This is a genomic window from Prosthecobacter sp., assembly GCF_044236155.1.
Classification (GTDB): domain Bacteria; phylum Verrucomicrobiota; class Verrucomicrobiia; order Verrucomicrobiales; family Verrucomicrobiaceae; genus Prosthecobacter.
The window spans coordinates 32,285-46,902 of the sequence record NZ_JBIIHA010000016.1; the positions used below are offsets into that span (position 1 = coordinate 32,285).

At 59.7% G+C, this 14,618-nt stretch carries 11 protein-coding genes; 8 read left to right on the forward strand and 3 right to left on the reverse strand.

Going from position 1 to position 14,618, the window contains the following annotated elements; all coding sequences use genetic code 11:
* Window position 1 precedes the first annotated feature (1 nt).
* Together ACILSE_RS14505 and polA are read left to right on the forward strand one after the other, a co-directional pair.
* On the forward strand, window positions 2–1,681 hold the full coding sequence (locus tag ACILSE_RS14505) for a cation:proton antiporter (RefSeq protein WP_395718126.1): 1,680 nt from the start codon (window positions 2–4) through the stop codon (window positions 1,679–1,681).
* Window positions 1,682–1,714: 33 nt separating this feature from the next.
* Window positions 1,715–4,534 carry a DNA polymerase I gene (polA, locus tag ACILSE_RS14510; protein WP_395718127.1) on the forward strand — a complete coding sequence of 940 codons (2,820 nt, stop codon included), beginning with the start codon at window positions 1,715–1,717 and terminating at the stop codon, window positions 4,532–4,534.
* Window positions 4,535–4,560: 26 nt separating this feature from the next.
* On the opposite strand, the gene ACILSE_RS14515 is transcribed toward polA, so the two are convergent.
* Window positions 4,561–5,166, reverse strand: coding sequence for a hypothetical protein (locus ACILSE_RS14515; protein WP_395718128.1), 606 nt, complete (start codon window positions 5,164–5,166; stop codon window positions 4,561–4,563).
* 258 nt (window positions 5,167–5,424) lie between these two features.
* Here ACILSE_RS14515 and ACILSE_RS14520 point away from each other — a divergent pair, with 258 nt between their 5' ends.
* A complete protein-coding gene (locus ACILSE_RS14520) occupies window positions 5,425–7,452 on the forward strand; it encodes a DNA gyrase/topoisomerase IV subunit A (RefSeq protein ID WP_395718129.1) in 2,028 nt (675 codons plus the stop codon).
* A gap of 3 nt (window positions 7,453–7,455) precedes the next feature.
* On the opposite strand, the gene purB is transcribed toward ACILSE_RS14520, so the two are convergent.
* Window positions 7,456–8,883: an adenylosuccinate lyase gene (purB, locus tag ACILSE_RS14525; protein ID WP_395718130.1), complete on the reverse strand. Its 1,428-nt coding sequence runs from the start codon at window positions 8,881–8,883 to the stop codon at window positions 7,456–7,458.
* 363 nt (window positions 8,884–9,246) lie between these two features.
* Here purB and ACILSE_RS14530 point away from each other — a divergent pair, with 363 nt between their 5' ends.
* Window positions 9,247–9,813 carry a response regulator gene (locus ACILSE_RS14530; protein ID WP_294233581.1) on the forward strand — a complete coding sequence of 189 codons (567 nt, stop codon included), beginning with the start codon at window positions 9,247–9,249 and terminating at the stop codon, window positions 9,811–9,813.
* A gap of 99 nt (window positions 9,814–9,912) precedes the next feature.
* Here the strand turns inward: ACILSE_RS14530 and ACILSE_RS14535 are convergent, their stop codons facing one another.
* Window positions 9,913–10,827 carry an amidohydrolase family protein gene (locus tag ACILSE_RS14535; RefSeq protein ID WP_395718131.1) on the reverse strand — a complete coding sequence of 305 codons (915 nt, stop codon included), beginning with the start codon at window positions 10,825–10,827 and terminating at the stop codon, window positions 9,913–9,915.
* A gap of 78 nt (window positions 10,828–10,905) precedes the next feature.
* On the opposite strand from ACILSE_RS14535, the gene ACILSE_RS14540 reads away from it, so the two are divergent.
* The 4 genes from ACILSE_RS14540 to ACILSE_RS14555 all read left to right on the forward strand — a co-directional run bounded on the left by ACILSE_RS14540 (window position 10,906) and on the right by ACILSE_RS14555 (window position 14,499).
* Window positions 10,906–11,505, forward strand: a complete 600-nt coding sequence (locus tag ACILSE_RS14540; RefSeq protein WP_395718132.1) for a TIGR00730 family Rossman fold protein — start codon at window positions 10,906–10,908, stop codon at window positions 11,503–11,505.
* Window positions 11,506–12,268: 763 nt separating this feature from the next.
* Window positions 12,269–13,279 carry an NAD(P)-dependent alcohol dehydrogenase gene (locus tag ACILSE_RS14545; protein ID WP_395718133.1) on the forward strand — a complete coding sequence of 337 codons (1,011 nt, stop codon included), beginning with the start codon at window positions 12,269–12,271 and terminating at the stop codon, window positions 13,277–13,279.
* 119 nt (window positions 13,280–13,398) lie between these two features.
* A complete protein-coding gene (locus tag ACILSE_RS14550; protein ID WP_395718134.1) occupies window positions 13,399–13,752 on the forward strand; it encodes a hypothetical protein in 354 nt (117 codons plus the stop codon).
* Between the two features lie 132 nt (window positions 13,753–13,884).
* Complete coding sequence (locus ACILSE_RS14555; protein ID WP_395718135.1) at window positions 13,885–14,499, forward strand: hypothetical protein; 615 nt, start codon at window positions 13,885–13,887, stop codon at window positions 14,497–14,499.
* Window positions 14,500–14,618: the final 119 nt, after the last annotated feature.

Consider the following 14,618-nt stretch of genomic DNA (forward strand, 5'->3'; position numbering starts at 1 on the left):
CATGCTCGCCGCTTCCGACACCATCCCCCCGTTGTTCGCCCTGCTGGCGCTCATGCTGGCCGGGGTGGTGTTGGTTTCGTTGCTGCTGTTGCGACTTCAGCAGTCAATGCTTGCCGGTTACTTCATCTGCGGCGTCTTGATCGCGAACTCGGGCGTGCTCGACCTGCTCGGCGGCGGCGAATCGCATGAGCGTGTCTCGCAGATGGCCGAGTTCGGCGTGATTCTGCTCATGTTCACACTGGGATTGGAGTTCTCGCTTGGTGAGCTGCGTTTCCTGCGGCGTCTCGCATTTGGCGGTGGCGGCTGGCAGATGGGGCTGTGCGTGCTCATCGCCGCCGCAGCATGCATGGCGCTGAGTTTTTCATGGCAGAGCGCGGTTCTGGCATCCGTCGCGCTCGCCATGAGTTCAACCGCGGTCAGCCTGAAGAGTTTTCAGGATCTGGGGCTGGAGGCGAGCCCAGGCGCGCGCATGGCGCTCGCGGTCGCGATCTTCCAGGACCTGTTCATCATCGTCTTCTTCCTGTTCATGCCACTGCTCATGCCACAGGAAGAATCACAAGAGGCTTTGCTGCCTCGCCTGGGCTCGCTCGCGTTGCGTGGCGGCATGTTCGTCGTTCTCGCGGGTGTCGCGGCGCGCTGGATCATCCCGTGGGTGTTGAACGCGGTCACCCACACCCGCAGCCGCGAGCTGTTCACGCTCTCGGTCATAGGCTGCTGCGTGGGTCTGGCGTTCATCGGCGGATTGCTCGGCCTCGGACTCGCGCTCGGCGCGTTCATCGCCGGTCTGGCGGTAAGCGAGTCGATCTTCAAGCACCGCATTCTATCCGATGTGATGCCGCTGAAGGATCTCTTCCTCACGCTCTTCTTCGTCTCCGTCGGCCTAATGATCGACCTCAAGGCCGCGATTCATCTCTGGCTGCCCATTTTTTCGCTCACCATCATATTGATGCTCGCCAAGGCCGTGGTCATCACCTTCATCGCGCGCAGACTCGGTCTCGTGCATCGTCAGGCGTTGATGGCAGGCATCGGCTTGTGCAGCGCGGGCGAGTTTTCACTCGTGCTGCTGCAAAACGCGGGGACGGCGGGCCTTTGGAATGAGGCAACGCAGCAAACCCTCCTCGTTGCCAGCGCCCTCTCGATGGGATTGCTTCCCGCGCTGCTCAAAATGGGTCAGCCACTTGGTGATTGGCTGGTCAAACGCGGCTGGGGCCGTGGCAAACCAGCCAAATTCGACGCCGGTAGCCTCCGCCAGCGCATTTCAGCGATCACCGACCATGCCATCGTCTGCGGCCATGGTCCCGTCGGTGAAAAACTCAACAAGGCGCTGCTTGATGCCGGCATCCGCACGCTGGTGCTCGAGCTCAACGCCGAAACCGTGCGCAAACTCCAGCGCCAGGGTCAGGCCGTGCTATTCGCCGATGCCAGCCATGAGGAGACGTGGGAGCTCACTCAATTGAAGAACGCCCGCATGGTCGCCCTTACCTTCCCTGACGCCACCGTCAACGTGCAGGCGCTCGCCATCGTGCGCCAGCAGCGTCCCGACATCCCCGTGCTCGCCCGCGCACGCTTCAGTTCTGATGTCGAGCGTCTCAAACGTCTCGGCGCCACGCTCGTCGTCAACGACGAGACCGAGGCCAGCCGCGCCATCGTCGAAAACGCACGCATGCTGCATGGTGCTTGAGCGGCAGGCATGCCCGCCTACCCTCGCGGTCACATGTCCGACCGGCTTTTCCTCCTCGACGCGATGGCGCTGATCTACCGCGCCCACTTCGCCTTCATCAAAAATCCCATCCGCACGAGCGATGGCGTGAACACCTCCGCGCTATACGGCTTTGCGAACACGCTGCTGGACATCCTGCACAACCAGAAGCCCACCCACCTCGGCGTGGCCATCGACACCTCCGCACCCACGCCGCGCCATGAGATGTTCCCGGACTACAAGGCGCAGCGCGAGGAGATCCCCGAGGACATCGCGATGGCCATCCCGCAGGTGAAACGGCTGCTCCAGGCCATGAACGTGCCGCTGCTCGTGCGGGATGGCTACGAGGCGGACGACATCATCGGCATCATGGCCGCACGGGCGGACAAAGCGGGCATGGAGACCTTCATGGTCACGCCGGACAAGGACTTCGGCCAGCTCGTGACCGAGCACGTCAAAATCTACAAGCCCGGCCGCCAGGGCAGCGACGTGGAAATCCTCGGCGTGAAGGAAGTCTGTGAGCGCTGGGGCATCGAGCGCCCGTCGCAGGTCATCGACATCCTCGGGCTCATGGGAGATGCCGTGGACAACATTCCCGGCGTCAAAGGCTTTGGCGAAAAGACCGCCACCGCGCTAATCCAGCAGTTCGGCAGCGTGGAAAACCTCCTCGCCAATACCGACCAGCTCAAAGGCAAGCAGAAGGAGAAACTCGAAGCCAGCCGCGATGACGCGATCCTCTCCAAAAAGCTCGCCACCATCTTCACCGACATGCCGTTTGAGGCAGAGCTTGCCGATCTCGTCGTCAAACCGCATGACGACGAGGCGCTGAAGGCCTTCCTCACCGAGTTCGAGTTCAACGCCCTCGGTCGCCGTCTCTTTGGCGATGACTTCAAAGCGGGTCGCGGTCGCAAAACAGATCAGGCCGTGAAACAGGCTGCCAGCCTGTCACCTGACGCTCCATCCGCGCAAGACGACCTGTTTTCACCATCGGTCTCCGCAAAACTCACCACCATCGCCGACACGCCACACGTTTATCACCTCGTCCAAAGCGCCGAGGAACGCCAAAAGCTGCTCCAACTGCTCGCCAAGCAACCCAGCTACTGCTTCGACCTCGAAACGACCGGACTCGATCCACGCGACACGCAGATCGTCGGCATCGCCTTCTCATGGAAAGCGCATGAAGGCTGGTTCGTGCACTTCCCCCGTGAAAAAGCCGCCGCGAAGGCCGTGCTCGAAGAATTTCGCGATCTGCTCACTCGCGAAGGAACTGAGAAAATCGGCCACAACCTCAAATTCGACCTCAGCGTGCTGCTCGCCCATGGCATCGAGGTCCGCGGGCCGTTCTTTGACACCATGCTGGCGCACTCCTTGATCGATCCCGATCAGCGCCACGGCATGGATTATCTCTCGGAAACGTATCTGCGCTACACGCCGGTCCCGATCACCAGCCTCATCGGCACCGAGAAGGACGATCTCTTCAGCCAGGCCACCATGGCCGATGTCGCGGCGCAGGACGCTCGCAAGGTCGCCGACTATGCCGCGGAGGACGCGGATGTGACCTGGCAGCTCGCCGCGAAGATGAGGCCTGAGTTGAAGGAGCAGGTTTACGTCTTCGAGTCCATCGAATCGCCACTGCTGCCGGTGCTCACCAAGATGGAGAACTTTGGCGTGAAGATCGACGTGCAGGCGCTTCGCGAATACGGCATCGAACTCGAAAAGAAGGCGCAGGAGTTGCAAAAACGCATCCAGGAGAATGCAGGCGGGCCCTTCAACCTCAACAGCCCCAAGCAGCTCGGCGAAGTGCTCTTCGACCGCCTCAAGCTCATCGACAAGCCGAAGAAGACCGCCACCGGCCAGTATCAAACAAACGAGCAGGTGCTGCAGTCACTCCTCGGCCTGCATCCCATCATTCAGGACATCCTCGATTATCGCGAGGTCACGAAGCTCAACAGCACCTACGTCGAAGCACTGCCGCATGCTGTTTCCAAAGTCACCGGTCGCGTCCACACGACCTTCCACCAGCTCATGGCTGCCACCGGCCGTATGGCGAGCAGCAATCCGAATCTGCAAAACATCCCGATTCGCAGCGATCTCGGCCGCGAGATCCGCAAAGCCTTCGTCCCCGGCCACGACGGCTGGATTTTGATGAGCGCCGACTACTCGCAGATCGAACTCCGCGTCATGGCCGCGCTCAGCGGCGATGAGGCCATGATCGAAGCCTTCGCGCAAGGCCACGACATTCACCAGGCCACGGCCGCCCGCGTGTATGGCGTCGAACTCGACGGCGTGCTGCCCGAGATGCGCCGCACGGCGAAGATGGTGAATTTCGGCATCATCTACGGCATCAGCGCCTTCGGCCTCAGCCAGCGGCTCGGCATTCCACGCGCCGAAGCCGCCACGATCATCGAGAACTACTTCCAGCAGTTCCCCGGCATCAAACGCTTCATGGATCAAATCGTCGCCGACACCAAAAAGCACGGCTACACCGAAACGCTCACCAAACGCCGCCGCACGATCCGCGACATCACCAGCGCCAACGCCACCGTGCGCGGCCAGGCCGAGCGAGTCGCCATGAACACGCCCATCCAGGGCACCGCAGCCGACATGATCAAGCTCGCCATGATCCACGTCGATACCGCTCTCACGAAAGCTGGCCTGCAAGCCCGCATGCTCCTCCAGGTGCACGACGAACTGCTCTTCGAAATGCCCGCCAGCGAAGCCGATCAGGCCCGTGCGATCATCGTCGATGCGATGAAAAACGCCCTCCAGCTCCCCCACGGCGTCCAGGCAGAAGTCGAGGCCGGCACCGGCACGAACTGGCTGCAGGCGCATTGAGGAGCAAAAGCAAAGGAGAGAGGCGGTTAGAGGGGCATGCCTGCCGCAGCCGCCTCGGCAGCGGCGACTTCATCAATGTAAGGCTCTCCGGTGAGGTTCTCGATTTTCTCCTTGTTCTCCACCTCGGTCAGCGGCGGTTCTTCCTCTCCATCCTTGTTTTTGCGGCCGTGGTAGCTCACATGCCAGGCTGTGCGCCTCCAGCCGCCATCGACACGTTTGAAGGTGTAATGCAGCTTCGGCATGCGGAAGCCGTAGCCGTCATGGATCGGACCGATGGCCAGTTCGACTTTGAGCGGCGGCTTTTCGGAGACCTGCTTGATCTCGACCGGCATCTGGGAGCTGTCGCCCTTCAGCAGGAAACGATCCTCGCACACCTCCGTCAGTCCGTCGCGGTGGAAGGCATTGATGGACCAGTCGTAGGCCGGGAAAGTCTGAGCGATGTCCCACATGGTGGGCTCCTTGTCCTCCGGCAGCTTCACGACGTCCTCGATGATCTTCTCCGCCATGGCTGGTCTCTTGATAACGAGGAGCTTCTCGTCCTTCACCCGCCGGGCCCGCTGCACGGGCGTCTCACAGGAGGGAAACGTGAGGCAGGAGCCGAGGGCTAGGAGGAGAACGATGTGTGATTTCATGAGCGGGCGCAGACGACATTAGAATGTTCCGGGCCAATTCTTCACGCACAAAATGAGATACCGGTAGAATGATCCCTCGGGCAGTGGCTGCTTCCTTTCGGAGTGGCAAAGACTCTTCGGCGCTCAACCAGTAGTGCCCACGCTACCCTTTGGGACACCGGCTTGTAGCAACGACCATCGTCCAGAGGGCACGGAACCCTTGCGCTGAGGTCGTGAGCGTCTATTCTCGCCGCCCCTTCCCCTGAACCGATTCCCGCCGTGGCCAAAAAGTCCTCCAAAAAAACCTCCGCTGACGACAACTCCCCCATCCTGCCCTCCGCCGCCCCCGTGGAGCACAAGCCAGTGGACGATCTGTATAGCGACTGGTTCCTCGACTACGCGAGCTATGTGATCCTCGAGCGCGCCGTGCCGCACATCCATGACGGCTTGAAGCCGGTACAGAGGCGCATTTTGCACTCCATGGACGAACTGGAGGACGGCCGTTACAACAAGGTGGCTAACGTGGTGGGCAACACGATGAAATACCACCCGCACGGCGACGCCTCCATCGGTGACGCGATGGTGCAACTGGGTCAGAAGGACCTGCTCATCGACACGCAGGGGAATTGGGGCAACACGCTGACGGGCGACAACGCGGCGGCACCGCGATACATCGAGGCAAGGCTGTCGAAATTCGCCCTGGACGTGGTTTACAGCCCGAAGGTGACCGAGTGGGTGGCCAGCTACGACGGTCGTAACAAGGAGCCGGTGACGCTGCCGGTGAAGTTTCCGCTGCTGCTGGCGCAGGGCGTGGAAGGCATCGCCGTTGGCCTGTCCTGCCGCATTTTGCCGCACAATTTCATCGAACTGTGCGACGCAAGCATCGCCGCACTGCGTGGCGAGGAGGTGAACCTGCTGCCGGACTTCGCCACGGGCGGCATCATGGACGCGAAGGATTACAACGGCGGCCTGCGAGGAGGCCGGGTGCGCGTGCGGGCAAAGATCGAGGAAGGACCGAAGAAGAACACGCTCGTCATCACCGAGATCCCCTTCGGCACGACGACGGGCGGGCTGATGGACAGCATCGTCGCCGCGAATGAGAAGGGAAAAATCAAAATCGCCCGCGTGGACGACAACACGGCGGAAAAGGTGGAGATCGTGGTGCAACTGCCCTCCGGCACGGACGTGGAGCAGACGATCCAGGCGCTCTACGCCTTTACGGATTGCGAAGTGAGCCTGTCACCAAACGCCGTGGTGATCCAGGACGACAAGCCGCGCTTCATGAGCGTGAACGAGCTGTTGAAGGCCAGCGCGGAGAATACGAAGAAGATCCTGGGCCATGAACTGGAGATCCTGCTGGGCGAGCTGAACGAGAAATGGCATTTCAGCTCCCTGGAGAAGATTTTCATCGAGAACCGGATCTACCGTAAAATCGAGGAGTGCGAGACCTGGGAAGCCGTGATCGCTGCGATCTGGAAAGGACTGAAGCCTTTCCTAGGCCAGCTCAAGCGCGAGGTGAACGATGACGACGTGGCCCGACTGACGGAGATCAAGATCAAGCGCATCTCCAAGTTCAACAGCTTCGAGGCGGACAACCACATCAAGGAACTGGAGGAGGAGATCGAGCAGGCGGAGAAGTTTCTCAAAGGCCTCACGAAGTACACGATCCGTCACTTTGAAGAGCTAAAGAAGACCTACGGCCCCGGCCGTGAGCGCCGCACGGTGGTGAGCAGCTTTGAACGCGTGGCCGCCGCAGAGGTGATCATGCAGAACGAGACGCTGTACCTGAACGCCAAGGACGGCTTTGCCGGCACGGGCCTGAAGCGCGAGGGCGAGCCGGTGTGCAAGTGCTCGCCGCTGGATGACGTGATCTTCTTCACGAAGGACGGCACGATGAGCGTGACGAAGGCGGGCGAGAAGTTCTTCGTGGGCAAGAACCCGCCCTACATCGGCCTGTTCAAGAAGGACGACCAGGCTGTTTACAGCCTGGTCTATCGTGACGGCCGCCAGGGCAATGTCATGGCGAAGCGCTTCCGCGTCGGCGGCATCACCCGCGACAAGGAATACGTGCTGACCAAGGGGACGCCTGGATCGACGGTGCTCTACCTCATCCGCCACGAGACGGAGGAGGAGAGCAATGCCTTCAACGCCGTGGTGCACCTGAAGCCCGCGCTCTACCTGCGCAATCTCCAGATCAAGTTCCCCTTCAACTCCATCGCCATCAAAAACCGCGAGTCGCAGGGTAACATCATCACCAAGCACAGTGTCGATCGCGTCGTGCGGGAGCCGAAGGCGGGGGAGGCGTGATCCTCACAGGATCACGCCCGGCTCATACTTGGCACCTTCGGGATATTCCTTCGCGATGGCATCCACGCGGGCGCAGAAGGCATCGACCTGCTCGGGAGCATCTCCCGTGTTGTTTTTGCCGGCCGCAACGAGGCGCTGCATGTCCTCGGCAGTGAGGGTGAGGCGTTCATCGGCGACGAGGCGGCTGAGGAGATCGTTTTCGCGCACTTTGCCGGTGCGCATGTCTTTGGCGACTTGGACGGCGTGCTCCTTGATGACTTCGTGGGCGGTTTCGCGTCCGGCTCCGGCTTTCACAGCCTCCATCATGACGGTGGTGGTGAGAAGGAAGGGCAGGTAGCGCATGAGTTCCTGCTCGATGACGGATTCGAAGACCTCCATTTGGTTCAGGATGGTGAGGAAGGTCTCTAGCAGGCCATCGAGAGCGAGGAAGGCATCGGGCAGCATGACGCGGCGCACGACGGAGCAGGAAACATCGCCCTCGTTCCACTGATCGCCGGCGAGACCGGCGGCCATGGCGAGATAGCCTTTGAGGATGACGTGGAGGCCGTTCACACGCTCGCAGGAGCGGCTGTTCATCTTGTGCGGCATGGCGGAGGAACCGACCTGGCCTTTGGCGAAGCCTTCGGAGGAAAGTTCATGGCCGGCCATGAGGCGCAGCGTGCGAGCAAAGCTGCCGGGGCCACTGGCGACTTGGCAAAGCGAGGCGACGACCTGCATGTCGAGGCTGCGCGGATACACCTGGCCGACGGCACCAAAGGCGGCGGGCATGCCGAGATGGTGCAGGATGCGGTTCTCGAGTTCGGAGGCCTTTTTCGCGTCGCCGTTGAAGAGGGTGATTTGGTCCAGGCGAGTGCCGACCGCGCCTTTCAGGCCGCGAGCGGGATAGGTGGCGATGACGTTTTGGAGATCGCCAAAGGCCAGCAGCGTTTCTTCGCCAAACATGGCGAGGCGTTTGCCGAGCGTGGTGGCCTGCGCGGCAACGTTGTGCGTGCGGGCGGTGAGCGGGATGTCACGCGTCTGCGCGGCACGGCGGGCGATGCCTGCGAGCACGGCCACCGTCTTGCGGCGGATCTCCAGCAAGGCGCGGAAGACCTGGAGCTGCTCCACATTCTCCGTGAGGTCGCGGCTGGTCATGCCCTTGTGGATGTGCTCGTGACCGGCGAGATCGCAAAACTCCTCGATGCGTGCCTTCACATCGTGACGCGTCACGCGCTCACGCTCCATGATGGAGGCCACGTTGATCTGGTCCTTCACCTTTTCGTAGGCCTCGATCACGCCATCCGGCACGGGGATGCCGAGGTCACGCTGGCCTTTGAGCACGGCGATCCAGTAATCGCGTTCGAGCCTCACTTTGCCCTCCGGCGACCAAAGGGCGCGCATGGGGGCGGTGGCGTAGCGTTCGGCGAGGACGTTGGGGATGGAGTCAGACATGGGGGCGTGCATCTAGGCGAAAGGACCGTTTTTGGCAAATGCGATGCCCGTTACACCCAAATCTAGACGAGCCACTTCGAACCCGAAATGCAGAGGCATTGCATGAATATCTCGACTGGCTCTATCTATGCACTTTTATTCTCTCCAGTCTGGCTTGAGGGCATTTGTATGAAATTCTTCAGGATTTCCGAAGTTTTTCAACCACACTCATTTTTGGTTTGCAAATGTGACTAAACTTCGCAAATCTACCAATTATCTGAACGGGCACTCTCTCCTAAATGCTGATAAATCCTTTGTAACGATGGAAATTATCAACTGAGCTTTTTCAACAACCAACTCTCGGAAACTTTTTCATAAATATATATGGCTGACCTCAATGCGCCGGAACTCATGACAGTGAAGGAAACTGCGGAATACCTCCGCATCCCCCTTCCCACTGTTTATTACCTCGTGCAGCGCGGGCAGTTGCCAGCTGTGCAGATTGGAGGCCGCTGGCGCATCAAGCGCAGCCTGCTGGATCGCGATGTGCTGCGCAAAGAAGACGAAGCCGGTCAGCCCACTGTCATGGTTGTCGATGATGACCCCGCTTTGCAGGCCCTCTTCAAACAGTTCCTCAAGAAAGCCGGTTTCGGCCGCCTTGTGGTGGGCACCGGCGCGGAAGCCATCGCGATGGCGAAGAAGCAGAAGTTCGATTTCGTCTTCCTCGACCTCAAACTTCCCGATGTTCCTGGCGACGAAGTGTATTCGCAGTTGAAGGCTCTTTACCCGGATCTGCCCATCGTGGTCATCACTGGCTATCCGGACAGTGAAATTCTCAGCCGGATCCTCGGCCATGGACCCGTCACGGTCATCAAGAAGCCGATCGAATACGATCAGCTCAATCTCGCCGTGAAGCAGCTCGGCCACAAAGGTGCTGAAGCCGCCGCCTGATCTTCCGTCGCAAACAACCATCTCTCCCGAGCCGAGCCCCGTCAGCATTCCTGACGGGGCTTTTTCGTGCTTTCACGAGGAAAGAGATGCCGACCTGCCTCACGAGAAAAACACCTTCTCCGCCGTGCCGCGCAGCATCCACGCTCTGTCCTGCTCGCTCAGAAAATCGAGCCGGTCGCGGATCAACGCGATGGAGTCGCGGTAATTGTGTCCCGGATCGACCTGGAAAGGGCAATCGCTGGCCCACATCACACGCTGGGAGCCGAAAGCGTCCCGCACTTGGCGAATCAGAGGCCCCATGTCGAGATAAGGCGCCTTCTTGGCACCGAGCGCGTAGAAGGCCGAAGCCTTCACATGGGTCTTCGCATGGCGAGAGAGCCGGAGCAGATTCTTCACATCGCCTTCTTTAAAGCCCCCCGCCATGCCGATGCGGGCACAGTGATCGATGACCACGCTCGTGTCGGGATACCATTCGCACATTTTGTCGATGAGAGGCAGCGTGTCGGGATTGATCAGCGGACAGACGCTCGCTTTCAGTTCGGCCGCCGCCTTCCAAAGAGTCGCCATGCCTTGCGACCCGATCCAGGCGGAGAGGTTCTTTTCCCTTCCGGCACTGATGCGAAAGCCACGCACGCCTTGTTTGACCAATTTGGTCATCGTGGCGGCCACATCAGGCGCGTTTTCATCCACGATCGCCACGCCGCTGAAGGTTCCCGGATGCGCACGCATGACATCGAGCATGTAGCTGTTGTCGGTTTGATAATAGCTCATCTGGATCAGCACGATGCGCCGCACGCCTTCGGGGCGACAGTGCGCGAACAATTGCTCCGGCATGAAACTCGGCGGACGCATGTCACTGACCGCGTAGCCACGTGCCAGCGGATATTTCTCCACATCAGGCGTCCACACATGCACATGCGCGTCGATCCAATCCCCCTTTTTGAAGGAGGGCAACAGTGAACAACCGCTGAGCGCGGCGGCGGAGGCGAGGAAGGAGCGACGGGATCGTTTCATGCGTTCAGAGGTTAGCGAATACGACGCGATCAGCGCAAGCCTTTGCACTCCCGCCGAAAACATCCATCATGCGCGCCCATGCCCCGACTGAACCGAATCTGTGTCTATTGCGGTTCCAATCCTGGAAACAACCCCGCCCATCGCGCCGCAGCCCATGATCTCGGCGTTTTTCTCGCCAGTTCAGACATCGTGCTGGTCTATGGAGGCGGGCATGTCGGGCTGATGGGCGCGGTGGCGGACGGGGCGCTGTCAAAAGGCGGCGAAGTCGTTGGCGTCATCCCAAAGTCGCTGATGGACAAAGAACTGGGGCACGGCGCTGTCACCAAGCTGCACGTCGTCGCCAGCATGCACGAGCGGAAGCAAATGATGGTCGATCTGAGCGACGGCTTCATCGCGCTGCCGGGCGGCTTTGGCACTCTGGACGAGCTCTTTGAGACGCTGACCTGGCTGCAACTTTCGTTCCACGACAAACCGGTGGGACTGCTGAATGTCGGCGGCTTTTTCGACGGACTCATCGAATTCATCCACCACATGAGCCGCCAAGGCTTCCTCAAACCGGAACATGCCGCCTGTGTTCTCGTCGATGCCGATCCTTCCAGACTCCTCGAACGCATGCGGACTTTCCGTCCGCCGGATCTGGGCAAATGGATCGAAAAACTCGCCGCCGAGGCCCGCTAGGGATAGTTGCTTAATCAGCCATTCAATCGTCGAAAAAGCGGAACCAACTCCCCCTCCCTCCTGAGCATCCGGACACAGCCTCCCAAGGCCTCCACAGCACGCGCCAAGACAAACAAGTTTTTCGCACTTTCCCCCTGCGCAAAACACAGTTTTTGACAGGTTGTTCACAAGGCACTGCGAATTCTCATTTCTGGCATTACTTACCCGCCTGGCACCCGGCCGACGCGAAATACACCCCGTTCCCATTAGGTGGAAAGCGCCAAGTGTGGAACACTTGTTTTTGAATAGTGGAACACTTGGCAAATAAATACCCACTGCGCCCTTGATGCGCGATCTCACACGCCAGCAGCACCCAATCCAAACTTTGAAGTTCAGGCGACGAGAGGTAAAAAAACCATCCAAAAAACTGTTTTTCAATGCTTTAAGTGATAGTTGGACATAAAACTCAAAATATGAAAACAGACTCATTCCCGTCCAAAAACGCGAACCTGCATGCCTTAGACCTCGCCAAAACAGGCTCATGTATTTGGCGCACACCATTCCGCCACATCCGCATATTACCTACGCCAGCACGACAAACACTACGCTGACACGAAGGATGGCAACATTATCATTTCCGACACACAGGGAACTTAATGACCGCAAAATCAAAAGATCCCGTCCGTTTCCCGAGAGCTTGTTCACAATGTTTTCGTGAATCCATGGATCAAGCGAGAACTTTCCCCTTTTTCAACGCCTTGAGCCGCGCCTATCTTTTGACCCCATGAAAGCCTGCCAGATCACCGGAACCGACGGCTTGAACTCGCTCAAGACTGTCGACTTACCCGAGCCAAAGCCAGGGCCTGGCGAGGTTCTGATCCGCCTCCGTGCTGTCAGCCTCAATTATCGTGATTATATGAACGTCTTGGGCATCAAAGGCGTGACCGGGCCGGTGCCGCGCATTCCCTGCTCTGATGGCTCGGGCGAGGTAGCCGCCGTTGGAGAAGGCGTCCCGATGTGGAAACCGGGAGATCGTGTCGTGGTGCCGTTCATGCCGAGCTGGCTGGATGGGGAATTCAGCCAGACACATGCTTCCCAGGCCCTCGGTGGCATGGTGGACGGCCTACTGCGTGAGTTTGCGACGATGCGGGCGGAGAGCCTGCTGCCGGTTCCGGCCCATCTTTCCTTTGAAGAAGCCTCCACGCTGCCCTGCGCGGCCGTCACGGCCTGGGATGCTCTGAATGTGCGTGGCGGACTCAAAGCCGGCGAGACCGTGCTCGTCCTTGGCACCGGCGGCGTGTCGGTTTTTGCCCTGCAATTTGCCAAACTAGCCGGCGCCCGCGTGCTGGCGATCACGAGCAGTGACGAGAAGTCCGGACGCCTGCGCGAACTGGGCGCGGAAGCTGTTCACAACTACACATCCGATCCAGACTGGGACAAATGGGTATTGTCGCAGACCGGCGGCCTCGGCGTGGACAAAGTTGTCGAGATCGGCGGCGCGGAAACTTTGAATCGTTCGATCAGGGCGGTGCGCTTTGGCGGGCACATCGCCCTCATCGGCGTTCTGACCGGCACAAGCGGGGAAATTCAAACCGTGCAGATTCTGCGCAAAGGCATCCGGCTGGACGGCATCTACGTCGGCTCCCGTGAAATGTTTGCCCAAATGCTCGCCGAGATAGAGCGGGTGAAAATGCAGCCGGTCATCGACTCGACTTTTGAGTTTGCCGACGCCCGGGCGGCCTTCGAGCACCTCGGGAGCGGCAAACACTTCGGCAAGATCGTGATCCGTCTCTGAGGCCGACCATCGCGGGGAATAGCAGGCCCAAAGGAGCATTGATTTATGGAATGATAACTGCTCAGTTCTCTTTTATGACTCTTCCCCAAATTTCGCTCGACCCACCGACGCTGAAACTCATGCTCTGCATCGTCGGCGGCCTGCTGGTCATCGCGATGGTCAGGATTATCTTTCTCCTGCGCACCAACAGTCGCCTGCGAGAGAGCACCTCCAAAATGGAGAAACAGGTTCTCACCCAGCATCAGGAAATTCTGGCGGTGCGGCAGGATTCCAACGCCTGGCGCGGCGAGATCCAGCGGATGTTTGACGCATTCCGCGCCGAGTTTTCCAAGCGCCTCGCTGAATCCGAGCAGCGCTACCAGGACATTCAGCAAAAGCAGCAACAGATCGAAAAAGACGCGCCGGCACCTCCCAAACCAGAGCCATCAGCAGAGAAAACCGTGCTTCCAGTGCCGTCTATTTCTCTTTCTTGATCGTGGGAGGGCATTCGAACCACCCTCGTTAAAATTTCGCGAAAGCGAAGCACCGCGCGGATGTTTGATTTGGAACAACATCTGCTGCATACAGGCGCTATGCACAAGGATTTGCCTCATGATGTTCAGCTAATGCTCCTGGGTCTCTGCATCATTGGAGGATTGCTGATCATCGCGTTGATCCGTGTCTGGGTGCTGGCGGGTTCCAACCGCCGCATGCGCGGCGAACTCGTGAAGATGGAGAAGCAATCGCTGGAACAGCAGGTCGAGATCACCGCCATCCACCATGACGCGATGTCATGGCGCGCGAAAATTCAGCGGCAGTTTGACGCGTTCCGCTCCGACCTCTCCCACCGTTTGCTCCAGGCCGAGCAGAGCCGCCAGCATGCCCAGAAACAGCTCGAAAGCGTCCAGGAAGCAGGTTTGATCAATGCCCTGGCCAAAATCAAGGAGCTGGAGGCGAAGCTGGCCGCCACGCCCGTACCGGTTGCATCCGTGCCGGACATCGACGCCGCCCAGAAGCCTGCGGGAATGACCAAAGTGCCGACGCCCTCGCTCCCGGCCCTCCCCGCGATGGAAACGCTGCGCGTGCAGGCTCTTGAAAATGAACTAAGCGCCGCCAGGGCGGAAATCGCCGCCGCAAAAAGACAGAACGCGACTCTTCAGCAGGCGCTGTTGATGGCCCGGCGGAGACACCAGCCCGCCATGCGCAAAATCACCGCCCGAACACCCGTCCGGCCGCTCTGAAAGAGAAATCAGCGGACCGCTTTTTTCCCCTCGCCAATAATCGCGGAACCGTCTTTATTCAAAGCCGCAAGGTCGTGCGCATTCATGCGCGATGACGTTACGGCAAAGAACCCATCCTT

Coding starts and splice junctions, on each gene's coding strand:
- ACILSE_RS14505 (WP_395718126.1), top strand. CDS start 2: ATGCTCGCCGCTTCCGACACCATCCCCCCGTTGTTCGCCCTGCTGGCG.
- polA (WP_395718127.1), top strand. CDS start 1,715: ATGTCCGACCGGCTTTTCCTCCTCGACGCGATGGCGCTGATCTACCGC.
- ACILSE_RS14515 (WP_395718128.1), bottom strand. CDS start 5,166: ATGAAATCACACATCGTTCTCCTCCTAGCCCTCGGCTCCTGCCTCACG.
- purB (WP_395718130.1), bottom strand. CDS start 8,883: ATGTCTGACTCCATCCCCAACGTCCTCGCCGAACGCTACGCCACCGCC.
- ACILSE_RS14530 (WP_294233581.1), top strand. CDS start 9,247: ATGGCTGACCTCAATGCGCCGGAACTCATGACAGTGAAGGAAACTGCG.
- ACILSE_RS14535 (WP_395718131.1), bottom strand. CDS start 10,827: ATGAAACGATCCCGTCGCTCCTTCCTCGCCTCCGCCGCCGCGCTCAGC.
- ACILSE_RS14540 (WP_395718132.1), top strand. CDS start 10,906: ATGCCCCGACTGAACCGAATCTGTGTCTATTGCGGTTCCAATCCTGGA.
- ACILSE_RS14545 (WP_395718133.1), top strand. CDS start 12,269: ATGAAAGCCTGCCAGATCACCGGAACCGACGGCTTGAACTCGCTCAAG.
- ACILSE_RS14550 (WP_395718134.1), top strand. CDS start 13,399: ATGCTCTGCATCGTCGGCGGCCTGCTGGTCATCGCGATGGTCAGGATT.
- ACILSE_RS14555 (WP_395718135.1), top strand. CDS start 13,885: ATGCTCCTGGGTCTCTGCATCATTGGAGGATTGCTGATCATCGCGTTG.